Source organism: Salmonella sp. JXY0409-18, from assembly GCF_020268625.1.
In the GTDB taxonomy this organism is placed as follows: Bacteria; Pseudomonadota; Gammaproteobacteria; order Enterobacterales; family Enterobacteriaceae; genus Salmonella; species Salmonella enterica.
This window is the reverse complement of sequence record NZ_CP084216.1, coordinates 1,553,170-1,566,087: the sequence shown is the minus strand read 5'-3', so window position 1 is coordinate 1,566,087 and position 12,918 is coordinate 1,553,170. Positions and strand designations below refer to the sequence as shown.

The window sequence follows — 12,918 nt, the reverse complement described above, 5'->3', positions numbered from 1 at the left end:
TCCCACTCATCAACGTCCTGTCAGAAACCTGGTTTAACATCACGCATATCCGGCAGTTTATGCGCGATCCCTTTGTGGCAATCGATACAGGTCTGTCCATCTTTTACCGCCTGATCGTGCATTTTCGCCGCGACGCCTTTTTGCGCGGTCAGATCCATAAAGTCGAAATTGTGGCAGTTACGGCATTCCTGCGAGTTGTTGTCTTTCATGCGCCGCCACTCATTTTGTGCCATTGTCAGGCGATGAGCTTCAAATTTCTGCGGTGTATCTATCAGCCCAAATACCTTCGCGTACAGCTCTTTACTAGCTTTGATCTTACGGATCATCTTCGGCCCCCACTCATGCGGCACATGGCAGTCAGGACAGGTGGCACGAACGCCGCTACGGTTGTTGTAGTGGACGGTTTCCATATATTCTTCATACACCGTGTTGCGCATTTCATGGCAGCTAATACAAAACTCTTCGGTGTTAGCCTTTTCCATTCCGGTATTGAAGCCGCCCCAGAAGATGATGCCGCCGATAAAACCGATTAACAGCAGCGTCCCCAGCGCCAGGCGGCTGGGGCTGCGCCACCATCGCCAGACGCGCTTTATCCAGCCAGGTTTACGGTTAGAATTTTCCATAATGACCTCTTATTTCCCGTAACCTTGCGAGGGGGTAAAGGTATTGTCGATAATCGGCGCGGTATCAGACTGCGGTACGTGGCACTGCAGGCAGAAATAACGACGCGGCGCGACGTTGCCCGACACTTTACCGTCGCTGTCCATAAAGTGCGTCGGACTAATACGCGGCGCGCCCGTCGTACGATAACTTTCCACGCCGTGGCATTGCAGACAGCGGTTGGTATTGGTCGTCACCTGGTAGCCCTCGACACTGTGCGGGATCATCGGCGGCTGGTTGACGTAATTTAGCGGCATACGTTCCTGCTCTTTCGGCATACGAATCGCCCCTTCCTGCGTCCCGGATACTTCCGGCGACTGGCTCAGATCCACTCCGTTTGCCGCCCAAACCGCACCACTTACCACCAGGGCAAGCGTGGCCATCCATTGACACAGCGCTTTCATCAGGTCATGGCTTTTCATTGTTTCGCTCCCGAACTCCATCGCATTTACACTTCATCCTTCGAGCTGCCTCTTTGTTGGCTGCGCTCGAAAATCCCAGTCACATCGTTATCTATGCTCCTGGGGATTTCCTCGCTTACCGCCGCGATGCATCCCGAATGATGTTGTGTATCGTTATTGTAAAAACATCCTCAGAACAGACATCCACACAGCGACCGCAGGTCATGCAGTCGCGGTGAGTGACCTGCGCCGGGCTTTGCTCATCCAGCACCGGCGCACGTAGCACATGCGGTTCCGGGCAAACATGAAAACAATCCATACAGCGATTACATTTCTCACGTTTTTTGGCCGTCACGGTCACTACGCCTTTACTGCCCAGCACGCCATACAGCGCGCCCATCGGGCAAATATGACCGCACCAACCGTGCTCAACGACTAATAAATCAAATAAAAACAAAGCAATAATCAGCAACGCGCCGCTACTAAATCCCATAACCAGACTACGGCCTAACAGCGACACGGGATTAATCCATTCCCACAGCAGCGTGCCGGTCAACGCCGAACCGATTAACACCACCACCAGAAGGACGTACCGTATATGGCGTGGAATCGTCGCAGACTGGTTCAGGTCAAATTTCCTGCGCATCCAGTTAGCCAAATCGGTAACGGGGTTTAGCGGGCAAACCCAACTGCAAAATAATCGCTTTCCCGCCAGCGCATACAGCACAGTGATAATCACTGCTCCCGTCAGCGCCACGGTAGCGGGAAGATGTCCACTGGCGAGACTTTCCAGGGTAATCAGCGGATCGGTCAACGGGAGGGTATCGAACAGCAAACTACTGCTGTAGTTGCCATGCAAAACCCAAAAGCCCAGCCACGGGCCGCTGAGAAACATCCCCAGCACCATAAACTGGCTGATACGACGTAACACCAGCCAGCGGTGGCTACGCCACCAGCCTTTTTTCGCCCGCGCTTCTCGCCCGGCGTCGCGTTTACGATTTGCCATCTTTCCCCTCCAGCCAGCCGAAGCGGTAATGGTGTCCTAACTCCCCTTTCGCCAATGACAACGGCAACACTTTTATCGCTGGTTGCTCCAGTACGCAGACTTTTTCGCATTTGCCGCAGCCGGTACAGGCGTCGCTGTGTACGGTGGGCAGAAAGCGCGCATGTTTGCCGGTGCGCATGTTGCGATCCAGCTCCAGCGTGATGGCCTCATCGATTTTCGGGCATTCGCGGTAGCAAACGTCGCAGCGCAGCCCCTGAAAGTTGAGGCAGTTTTCCTGATCCAGCAGCACCGCCAGCCCCATGCGCGAGTCATCAATGGAGGCGATATCTTTATTCAGCGCCCCGCTGGGGCAGACTTTGGCGCACGGAATGTCTTCACACATTTCGCAGGGGATGTCGCGAGCGACGAAATAGGGCGTGCCTGCCGATAGCCCGGAGGCCAGCGTCGCCAGTTTTAGCGTGTCGTATGGACACGCCTGAACGCACTGCCCGCAGCGCACACAGGCGCTGGCGAAGACATTTTCATTCAGCGCGCCAGGCGGACGCAGCCGCACGCCCGTTGCGCGCGCGGTTTGCTGTTGCAAGCCCAGCGCCACGCCAACCGCCGCCAGCCCGCCCGCAGTGCGCACAACATCACGCAGGAAGCGGCGGCGGCCATTTTGGGGTTTCGCTGTACGGGACATAACGCGTTACACCTTCGCCAGTTTAACGGCGCACTTCTTGAAGTCCGTCTCTTTAGAGAGCGGGTCCGTCGCATCCAGCGTCAGGTTGTTCACTAGCTGAGCGGCATCGAAGAACGGCATATACACCAGTCCCTGCGGCGGACGGTTACGTCCACGCGTTTCGACAATCGAAATCACTTCGCCGCGGCGGGACGACACTTTAACCTTATCCCCACGACGCAGATCGCGCGCTTTCGCATCCAGCGGGTGAATAAAGACCACCGCTTCCGGGAAGGCGCGATGCAATTCAGGCACGCGGCGCGTCATACTGCCGGTATGCCAGTGTTCCAGCACGCGACCGGTGGAAAGCCACAGATCGTACTCGTTGTCCGGCGACTCCGCCGCGGGTTCAAATGGCAGCGCGAAGATCACCGCTTTGCCATCCGGTTTACCGTAGAATTTGTACCCTTCCCCCGCTTTTACATACGGGTCGTTGCCTTCGCTGTAACGCCATTGCGTCTCTTTGCCTTCGACGACCGGCCAGCGCAGACCGCGCGCGTTGTGGTAATCGTCGAACGGCGCCAGATCGTGCCCGTGGCCACGTCCAAACCAGGCGTATTCTTCAAACAACCCTTTTTGCAGATAGAAGCCCAGTTCACGAGACTCATCGTTTAACTGATCCTCTTTCAGCTCGCTCAGCGGGAATTTGCTGACCGCCGGCGTGGCGAACAGAACGTCATACAGCGTTTTACCGCGCAGCTCCGGCTTCTGGGCCAGCAACGCCTCCGGCCAGACCTCCTCGGTTTTAAAACGACGGGAGAACTGCACCAGTTGCCAGAGGTCGGATTTAGCTTCGCCCGGCGCTTTAATTTGCTGACGCCAGAACTGCGTGCGGCGTTCGGCGTTGCCGTAAGCGCCTTCTTTCTCAACCCACATGGCGGTCGGCAGGATCAGATCCGCAGACAGCGCGCTCACCGTCGGGTAAGGATCGGAGACAATGATAAAGTTACGCGGATCGCGCCAGCCCGGCATCCGATCTTCATTGATGTTCGGCCCGGCCTGCATATTGTTATTACACATTACCCAGTAGACGTTCAGCTTGCCGTCTTTCAACGCGCGATCCTGCGCCACCGCGTGTAAACCCACTTTTGCCGGGATAGTGCCAGCAGGGATCTGCCAGTGTTTTTCGCAGATATCACGGTGTTTTTCGTTCGTCACGACCATGTCTGCGGGCAGACGGTGTGAGAAGGTTCCCACTTCACGCGCCGTACCGCAGGCGGAAGGCTGGCCGGTCAGCGAGAAAGGACCGCAGCCAGGCTGGGAGATTTTTCCGGTCAGCAGATGGAGGTTGTAAACCAGGTTATTCGCCCACACGCCGCGGGTATGCTGGTTAAAACCCATCGTCCAGTAAGAGATCACGCGCTTATTCGGATCGGCGTAGAGCTGCGCCAACTGTTCCAGCTGATCTTTCGGCACGCCGGTCATTTCAGCAGTCTTGTCCAGCGTATATTCCGCCACGAAGGCTTTATACTCGTCGAAGCTCATCGATTCGGAAGCGTCGGAGCCCGGATTCTTCGCCGCTTTTTCCAGCGGGTGCGTCGGGCGTAAGCCGTAGCCGATATCCGTCGCCCCTTTACGCAGATTCACATGCTTTGTGAAGAAATCCTGATTTACCGCGTTGTTCTGAATAATGTAATTCGCGATATAGTTAAGGATCACCAGATCGCTTTGCGGGGTAAAGACAATACCGTTGTCCGCCAGCTCAAAGCTACGGTGCTGGAAGGTGGAGAGGACAGCGACTTTCACATTCGGGTCGGACAAACGGCGGTTAGTGATGCGCGACCATAAAATCGGGTGCATCTCCGCCATGTTGGAACCCCACAGCACAAACGCATCGGCCTGCTCGATATCGTCGTAGCAGCCCATCGGTTCATCCATGCCAAAGGTGCGCATAAAGCCCACCACCGCCGAGGCCATGCAGTGACGCGCGTTCGGGTCGATGTTGTTAGAGCGGAAACCAGCCTTGAACAGTTTCGCGGCGGCATAGCCTTCCCAGATGGTCCATTGACCCGACCCAAACATGCCGATCGCTTCTGGTCCTTTCTCTTTCAGGGAGGTTTTAAACTTCTCTTCCATCACATCGAAGGCCTGTTCCCAGCTCACCGGCGTAAACTCGCCGTCTTTGTGATAGCTGCCGTCTTTCATGCGCAGCATCGGCTGCGTCAGACGATCTTTGCCGTACATGATTTTGGGCAGGAAGTAGCCTTTAATGCAGTTCAGACCACGGTTGACCGGCGCGTCGGGGTCGCCCTGGCAGGCGACCACACGGCCCTGCTGCGTTCCCACCAACACACCGCAACCCGTTCCGCAAAAACGGCACGGCGCTTTATCCCATTTGATGGCTTCCTGCTGCCCGACAACGGCGCGGGCGACGCCCGGCACGCTCAGACCGGCAGCCGCCGCAGCGGCCGCAACGGCGTTAGCTTTCATAAAGCTACGACGACTGAGTTTCATGGTGTTTCCTCACCTTGCTCATCCTGCTGGTGATAAACCAGCGACACCGCCAGTACGCCCTCAACATTGCGTACTGACTCAATTGTTTGCATCAGCGTTTCACTCTGATCTGCTTCCGCCACCACGATCAGTTGCCCGCTTTCAACGTCGCTTAACGCGACTTCGCAACCCGGCAACGTGTTCAACTGTGTGCCAATGGCGGCGATGTTCTGACTTTTGGCCTGCACGACCAGGCTACAGACCTGCCAGTTAGTGCGCATGGTGGTTCTCCGCTTTGATGGCTGACACGGGGCAGATAGCCACACACGCCCCGCATCCGTTACAGGCCTGCGAGTCAAGCTGCGGCTGGTAAATACCGGATAACGTGGGACGAAAGGTAATGGCCATAGGTTCACAACTGTCCTGGCAACGATGGCATTCAACCGATTGCCTGGCGAGGCAGTTTTCCGTGAGCGTAAAAACCAGATCCCAGGCCCTGGTGTGGCGCGGAAGAAAAAGCGATTCGGTACAGGCCTGCGCACAGGCATAACAAAAGCTGCACTCGCCCCGTTTGAAATCTACGCTCGGATATCCCCCCGCCCCTCGCTGCAGGATGTCGGCCTCACACGCCTGGATGCAGGCGTCGCAACGCAGACAATGTGCGAGAAAATAGGTCGTTTCTCTGGCCCACGGCGGAAGAATCCCATTGCTGGCGTTGCGCCAACTGCCGGTCAACATGCTTCGACGGGATAAATCAACCATGATATCGCCCTTCCATAACGACACGCTTCCATAGGGAGTGAATGCCAATAAAAACCGTACAATTTATGAGTAGTTATTTTTGTAAATAAGATATTTCAGGATGTGTAAGAGATGCATACCCCGATAGAGGTAAATGCTGTTGCCGGATCAAAAGAGTGCCGGGTAAAGACCCGTAAACGTGCTTTTTCTCACATTTCAATGAGTTATATAGATATTTATATAACGAAAACTACTAATAGCTGATAATTCCATTTACATTATCAATATCGGAATATTCCACTATATAAAAAGACGTTATTTTATTAATAATCTTGAAAATATGAGTAAATACAGATTAATAGATAATATGAATGTGTTAATCTGTTGTCCGTGCATACCGAAAACAGCAGAAAGGAAATACTGTGAACAATCAAATGAAGATGTTTGTCCCTGCCGTCGTCTTCGCCGCCCTCGCCAGCGCCTCTGCCTGGGCTAACAATAGCGATACCGCCCAGCCGCTGGAGAAAATCGCCCCCTATCCGCAGGCGGAAAAAGGAATGAAGCGGCAAGTGATAACCCTTACCCCTCAGCAGGATGAATCTACCCTCAAAGTGGAACTGTTGATTGGCCAAACGCTGAATGTGGACTGTAACCAGCATCGCCTCGGCGGCACGCTGGAAACAAAAACGCTGGAAGGCTGGGGCTATGACTATTATGTCTTTGATAACGTTACCTCTCCGGTATCAACCATGATGGCTTGCCCTGAAGGTAAGAAAGAGCAAAAATTCGTCACCGCCTGGCTGGGTGAAGACGGGATGCTGCGCTACAACAGCAAGCTGCCGATCGTGGTGTATACCCCAGCGAATGTGGACGTGAAATACCGCATCTGGAAAGCGGACGCTAACGTACAGAACGCCGTCGCGCGATAATGTTACGCTGCCCGGTCACACTTACCGGGCATCTGAACACGCCGGCTCACGCAGCGCTCCGGGGTTCTTTTTAAAACACGTCTGGACACCCGCTCGCCCGATGCCTGGTGGCGACGCGTAGCATCTTATCAGGCCTACCCGCGTGCGGACGTAGGGTTGCCATCAGGTGGTTCATCCGGCGCCATAGTCCATTACGCAGTACGCGCAACCGCATCACGCGAGGCGGCGTCACGTTCGTCGCCGGTGAGTTCGGTTAGCTGTCCGTTACGCATTTCAAGCAGACGATCGGCGTGAATAAAATAGTGATCATCATGGCTGATGGCGAAAATGGTTTTGCCCATTTCCTGCATTAACGGCAACAGTACCTGATAAAATTCCCGGCGGAAATGCGGGTCCTGATCGGCGGCCCACTCATCCAGCAAAATAATATCGCGCTCTTCCGCCAGCGCCAGCAGCAGCGCAATGCGCTTTTTTTGCCCTTTCGACAGTTTAAGATTCAAAATGCGCCCGTCGTTTAGCTCCAGCTTGTGCGTCATTTTCAGGTGCTCAAGCCACTTTTCGACCAGAGCGGGATTGGCGGGTTTCCCCTGCGGCCCCAGCAGGCGGTCGAATAACCACACATCGGTGAACACCGCAGAAAACAGTTTGCGATAATCTTCCGGCTGTCCGGCGGCAATAGGTTGACCATCAAGTAAAATCGTTCCCGATTGCGGCTGGTATAAACCGGTCAATAACATGGCCAGCGTCGATTTCCCGCTACCGTTGCCGCCAATTAAAAACAGCAGTTCGCCGCGGTGAATCGTCAGGTTGATGGGCCCCACGGAAAACGCGTTATCCTGATAGTGGAAAACCACGTTGCGCAGCTCCAGCGTCTTCCAGTCGGGAAAGGCTTTCGGCTGCGGAAAATCAGGCTTATACGGGGCGAGCGCGAATTTATTCAGTTTATTAAACGCCACCTGGGCGGTCAGTAGCGTTGGCAACGCCCCCACCGCAGACAGTAGCGGCGTGCGCAGGAACAGCAACGTCAGTGAATAGGTCGCCGCGACGTTGGTATCCGCCCAGCCGAGACTATTCGCCATCCAGAAGACCAGGCCTATCGCCCCCAGCATCATGATATTCGACCAGTTGACGGCGCTCAGGTGAAAAGTATCGGCACGGATAATGTGATGACGGTACTCTTTGGCGTCCGGGGTATAGCATTGCTGAAAAATCTGCTCCGCACGCTCGCGGTTTAGCGTCAGCTCTTTGCGTCCTTCCAGCACCGTCTGATAGTCGTTGTACAGCTTATCTTCGGTCTCGCGCAGGGTCGCCATATGCTGGTAAACCCGCGCCACCAGCACAAATCCGCCCCAGATAGTGACCGCCATCCAGATAGCCGTAACCAGCAGCATTTTTGTCGATAGCATCGCCAGATACGCCGCCGAGCCGACGGTGAGGATAATGCCCTGTACCAGCTCAGGCAGACGCACAAAGGCGATAGTAATATTGCGAATATCGCTGGTCAGACCGGCCAGTAAAGAGGCGCTGCCCAGTTGCTCAATACGTTCAACGTGCGTATCCAGAATGCGCTTGATAAATTCGCTGCGCAGGCGGTAAACGAAATGGTGTCCCAGAGTGGTAAGCGCCAGTTGGGAACCTAATGTGACAACCATTAGCAACAGGAGCAGACCGAGAAATTCCGGCAGCACCATGACGGTGGTGTCCACCGTTTCAATCAGGCGCTGATTGATAAACGCGATCAGGCCAATCCCCAGCGCCGCGCTGGCGAGGCTCAGCGCCATCACGCTAATAAATGGCCAGCGGTACTGCCGCCAGACAAGAATAAGAAGTTCCATGCATACAACCCGGACCGATAATAACAGCCCGCAGTTTAACTAACTCCACCTGCACAGCAATAATAATTCTTATTTTTATTCTTTTTCAGCCGCCTGACGGAAGGTGAGATTGTAACGAAATTCACCGGTCATGGGATGAAAGCCCGCTTTAAGCGGCTGGATACCATGATAAAACAGCCGGGACTCGCCGCCCCAGACCACGATATCGCCATGCTCCAGTAAGATCCGCTGGAGCGGATCGCTGCGACGCAGGCCGCCAAACTGAAAAATCGCCGGCACCCCCAACGAAACTGAGACGATAGGCGCGCGCAGATCCGGCTCGTCTTTATCCTGATGCAGCGACAGTTTTGCGCCGGGCGCGTAGCGATTGATCAGGCAGGCGTCCGGTTGGAAGCTCGCATACCCTGCCGCGATTGCCGCCTGACGACATACGCTGGCAAACGATAACGGCAGCGCAGGCCAGGGTTTATCGGTCAACGGATCGCGCACGGCATAACAATAACCGTGACGATCGGTGGTCCACCCTAACGCGCCGCAGTTGGTCATCGCCACCGACATGGTGTAGCCGCCCGGCGTCACCATCTGACGAAACGGAGACTGACTGGCGACAAACCCGATATCGTCTAATAGCGACTGCGCCGCGCGAAACGCAAAGCGGCGCAACACCACCGCGCCAGGCGCCAGGGGCTCTTGCCAGGGCGCTTCATCAGCAAATAGATCCAGCATTGCTACTCCTCTTTTTGCGCTTCTCGCTTTAATAGCTGCGCTTTTCGACGCACGCCCCAACGATAACCGGAGAGCGCGCCATCGCGACGCACGACCCGATGACACGGGATCACCATCGCCAGTTTATTCGCGCCGCACGCGCTGGCGACCGCGCGTACTGCCGTGGGTTTGCCGATAGTCGCGGCAAGCTGTTGATAGCTTACGGTTTCGCCGCAGGGAATTGCGCATAACGCCTGCCAGACCTGCTGTTGAAACGCGGTTCCCTGGATATCCAGCGGCAACGAGAGCAGCACATCGCGTGTGTTGATAGCCGCGACAACCTGCCGCACCCGTTGCTGAAAAGGCGCTTCAGCAGGTTCGTGGCGGGCCGCCGGGAAAAGGGTGTGTAATTCAGCCAGTAGCGCGTCGTCGCTATCACCGGGGAGAATCGCGCAAATCCCCCGCTCGCTCTCCGCCACCAGGCACCGTCCGTAAACCCAGTCCGTCAGCGCATAGCGAACGGAGACATTATCGCCGCCTTTGCGAAACTGTTTTGCCGTCATGCCCAGCGTCTGGTCGGCATGTCGGTAGTAGCTACTGCTATCCGGGAAGCCGGCGCGGTAAATAGCCGCCGTGATCTGCTCTCCTTTCGCCAACGCCTCACGCAGCCGCCGGGCGCGCCACGCCTGCTGCCACCCTTTCGGCGTCATTCCGGTGCTCGCTTTAAACAAACGGTGCAGATGAAACGGGCTCATCGCCACCGCCTGCGCCAGAGACGCCAGCGTTACCGGCGTCTCCTGCTCAAGTAAACGGCAGGCGCAGGCAATCTTATCCAACCGCCGTTGCTGCGCGCGCGCATTATCCGGCTGACAGCGCTTGCAGGGGCGAAAACCGGCGTCCAGCGCCTGCTGCGCGTTGGCAAAAAAGCGAACATTTTTACGTAATGCCCGCTTCGAGCGACAAGAAGGGCGGCAAAAAACGCCGGTGGTTCGCACCGCAAAAACGAAACGCCCATCCGCGCTGGCATCGCGCGCCTGCACCCGCAGCCAGCATTCATCATCGGTAAGTAACGCTTTTTTCATCATAGACTCCTTCATTAAGCATAGTGCTTGCTTACATGCAGTGTGTCCGTAAATCCGCCCACAAAAACCCGTAATCTTGCGTTTTAATTCTTATCGCTCACCAGGAACGTTTTGAACTGCGGCGACATCCAGGTTTTAAAGCCCTCACCTTCTTTCATGATCATAAAGACCGCCAGCCCTTCCCGCCGCACGACCTCTTGCGCCTTTTGCGTACCGAGCACCATCAGGCCGGTATCCCAGCCGTCCGCTTCCAGCGCCGTTGGCGCAATGACCGTAACCGATACCAGGTTGTGTTCAATGGGGCGCCCCGTTTGCGGATCGATAACGTGCGAGACACGCTTGCCATCCAGCTCATAATAGTTCCGGTAGCTGCCGGAGGTGCTGATGCCATACCCGTTGATATCCACAATCGCCTGCACCGCGTTTTCCCGGTCGGTCGGCTTCTGAATCGCGACGCGCCACGGCAGCCCTTGCGCATTCATCCCGCGACTGCTTAATGCGCCGCCCACCGAGACCAGATAACGCGCAATGCCCTCCTGCTCCATCAGACGCGCCAGATGATCCGCCGCATAGCCCTCCCCGACCGTGGAGAGATCGACATAAAGATCCGGAAGATCTTTTTGCAAAAACTGATGTCCAGCCCTGTCGATAACCTGCAAATGTTGCAGGCCTGTTTTCGCTTTTGCCGCATCGATTTGTGCTGGTGTTGGGATATGCAGCGGCTGCCGATCCGGTCCAAACCCCCACAGATTGACCAGCGGGCCCACGGTGATATCCATCGCGCCATCCGTCTTCGCGCCAATACGCAGCGCCGAGGTCACGATATCCGCCATGGCTTCGCTGACCGGCCAGGGCGCAAGACTGCGTGAATGGTTAAAACGCATCAGCGCGGAGTCATTTTTATAGGTAGAAAGCAACCAATCATCAGCATCAAGCTGAGTCTGGATTTTAGTCTGTAGCTCTGCGGCGCGTTTCGCATCGATGCCAACCACGCTCACCCGCCAGATAGTCCCCATCGTCTTACCTTCCAGCACCTGAGCGGCAGGTGACGCTGTTGTCGTTTCGGGAGCCTCATCGCAGCCCATAAGTAAAAAAGCCGCCGTCAGACACACGGCCCGGCAAAAAGTCATTTTCATCGCTGTTTATCCTCATTCGAATGGACGCAAGCGTATATCAAAACGTCGTATTTGTACGCCGGAATAAGGCATGAAAAAAGGGCCCGCAGGCCCTTTAGCAACATCTTTTGCTGATTAGAACTGGTAAACCAGACCCAGCGCTACGATGTCGTCGGTGTTGATGCCCGCATCGCGGGTAAAGTCGTTTTTATCCAGCAGGTTGATTTTGTAATCAACATAGGTGGACATGTTTTTGTTGAAGTAGTAAGTCGCGCCGACATCAACGTATTTTACGATGTCCTGGTCGCCATAGCTGGCGCCGTAGCCGTTGCTGATGTCCTTACCTTTAGACTGCAGGTAAGCCACAGACGGACGCAGACCAAAGTCGAACTGGTACTGAGCAACCACTTCAAAGTTCTGCGCTTTGTTGGCAAAACCGTAAGAGTCGGACTTATTGTTGCCGTTAGAGGTACCAAAACGGGTTGCGTTATAGGTCTGAGAATACTGCGCTGCCAGATAGATGTTGTTCGCATCGTATTTCAGGCCGCCGGTGTAGACCGTAGCGCGATCGCCGTTACCATACAGGCGAGCGTCAGCGGTGTTGTTCTGATCGGCAGTACGTTTAGACGTGGTGATAGCGCCACCGACAGAGAAGCCTTCGCCGATTGCATAAGTCAGCGATCCGCCGTAACCGTCGCCGTTCTGGTTCAGCAGGCTGCGACCGTTGGTGTTTTCACCGCTCACGCTGCCGTTTTTGCCCTGATACTGTAACGCGAAGTCCAGACCATCCACCAGGCCGAAGAAGTCGGTGTTACGGTAAGTGGCATAGCCGTTACCACGTTGCTGCATAAAGTTGTCAGCGCCGTAGGTGTCGCCGCCGAACTCCGGCAGAACGTCGGTCCAGGAGGTCACGTCATAGGTTACGCCGTAGTTACGACCATAATCGAAGGAACCTGCGTCAGCGAATTTCAGACCCGCAAACGCCACACGCGTCCAGGAGTCGTTGCTGCCTTCAGTCTGGTTGCCCTGAATCTGATATTCCCACTGGCCATAACCGGTCAGCTGATCGTTAACCTGCGTTTCGCCTTTGAAGCCGATACGCATGTAGGTCTGGTCGCCGTCGCTGCCTTTGTCGTCAGAGAAGTAGTGCAGGCCATCAACTTTACCAAACAGGTCTAATTTGTTGCCGTCTTTATTATAAATTTCAGCCGCATTCGCTGCGCCTGCCACCAGCAGAGCTGGTACCAGGAGGGACAGTACTTTAACTTTCATGTTATTAACCCTCTGTTA

General features: G+C 55.4%; 13 protein-coding genes. 1 reads left to right on the top strand and 12 read right to left on the bottom strand.

What is annotated here, in order from left to right; translation table 11 throughout:
• Positions 1 to 20: 20 nt before the first annotated feature.
• The 7 genes from napC to napF form a co-directional block, all read right to left on the bottom strand.
• Positions 21 to 623, bottom strand: coding sequence for a cytochrome c-type protein NapC (gene napC, locus LDB27_RS07335; protein ID WP_000431778.1), 603 nt, complete (start codon positions 621 to 623; stop codon positions 21 to 23).
• Positions 624 to 632: 9 nt separating this feature from the next.
• Positions 633 to 1,082 (bottom strand): nitrate reductase cytochrome c-type subunit, encoded by a 450-nt coding sequence (gene napB / locus LDB27_RS07330; protein ID WP_000835182.1) that lies wholly within the window; start codon positions 1,080 to 1,082, stop codon positions 633 to 635.
• A 115-nt stretch (positions 1,083 to 1,197) separates the two neighbouring features.
• A complete protein-coding gene (gene napH / locus LDB27_RS07325; RefSeq protein WP_000013536.1) occupies positions 1,198 to 2,067 on the bottom strand; it encodes a quinol dehydrogenase ferredoxin subunit NapH in 870 nt (289 codons plus the stop codon).
• Positions 2,054 to 2,749: a ferredoxin-type protein NapG gene (gene napG, locus LDB27_RS07320; protein ID WP_000091679.1), complete on the bottom strand. Its 696-nt coding sequence runs from the start codon at positions 2,747 to 2,749 to the stop codon at positions 2,054 to 2,056. The genes napH and napG overlap by 14 nt, the downstream gene beginning before the upstream one ends.
• A 6-nt stretch (positions 2,750 to 2,755) precedes the next feature.
• Complete coding sequence (gene napA, locus LDB27_RS07315; RefSeq protein WP_023213595.1) at positions 2,756 to 5,242, bottom strand: nitrate reductase catalytic subunit NapA; 2,487 nt, start codon at positions 5,240 to 5,242, stop codon at positions 2,756 to 2,758.
• Positions 5,239 to 5,502, bottom strand: coding sequence for a chaperone NapD (gene napD, locus LDB27_RS07310; protein ID WP_001260058.1), 264 nt, complete (start codon positions 5,500 to 5,502; stop codon positions 5,239 to 5,241). Before napD ends, napA begins: the two co-directional genes overlap by 4 nt.
• Positions 5,492 to 5,983, bottom strand: a complete 492-nt coding sequence (napF, locus tag LDB27_RS07305; RefSeq protein ID WP_000228070.1) for a ferredoxin-type protein NapF — start codon at positions 5,981 to 5,983, stop codon at positions 5,492 to 5,494. Before napF ends, napD begins: the two co-directional genes overlap by 11 nt.
• A gap of 413 nt (positions 5,984 to 6,396) precedes the next feature.
• On the opposite strand from napF, the gene eco reads away from it, so the two are divergent.
• Positions 6,397 to 6,891 carry a serine protease inhibitor ecotin gene (gene eco, locus LDB27_RS07300; protein WP_001550295.1) on the top strand — a complete coding sequence of 165 codons (495 nt, stop codon included), beginning with the start codon at positions 6,397 to 6,399 and terminating at the stop codon, positions 6,889 to 6,891.
• Positions 6,892 to 7,082: 191 nt separating this feature from the next.
• Here the strand turns inward: eco and LDB27_RS07295 are convergent, their stop codons facing one another.
• From LDB27_RS07295 to LDB27_RS07275, 5 genes are all read right to left on the bottom strand, one after another.
• Positions 7,083 to 8,726: a multidrug ABC transporter permease/ATP-binding protein gene (locus LDB27_RS07295; protein ID WP_000421589.1), complete on the bottom strand. Its 1,644-nt coding sequence runs from the start codon at positions 8,724 to 8,726 to the stop codon at positions 7,083 to 7,085.
• Between the two features lie 75 nt (positions 8,727 to 8,801).
• Positions 8,802 to 9,452 carry a DNA oxidative demethylase AlkB gene (alkB, locus tag LDB27_RS07290; protein ID WP_000884989.1) on the bottom strand — a complete coding sequence of 217 codons (651 nt, stop codon included), beginning with the start codon at positions 9,450 to 9,452 and terminating at the stop codon, positions 8,802 to 8,804.
• 2 nt (positions 9,453 to 9,454) lie between these two features.
• Entirely contained in the window at positions 9,455 to 10,516 is a 1,062-nt protein-coding gene (ada, locus tag LDB27_RS07285) for a bifunctional DNA-binding transcriptional regulator/O6-methylguanine-DNA methyltransferase Ada (RefSeq protein ID WP_000975979.1), read from the bottom strand.
• An 80-nt stretch (positions 10,517 to 10,596) separates the two neighbouring features.
• A complete protein-coding gene (gene apbE, locus LDB27_RS07280; RefSeq protein WP_058111721.1) occupies positions 10,597 to 11,649 on the bottom strand; it encodes an FAD:protein FMN transferase ApbE in 1,053 nt (350 codons plus the stop codon).
• A gap of 114 nt (positions 11,650 to 11,763) precedes the next feature.
• The gene (locus LDB27_RS07275; protein ID WP_000865520.1) at positions 11,764 to 12,900 is read right to left on the bottom strand and encodes a porin OmpC; all 1,137 of its coding nucleotides are present in this window, start codon (positions 12,898 to 12,900) and stop codon (positions 11,764 to 11,766) included.
• Positions 12,901 to 12,918: the final 18 nt, after the last annotated feature.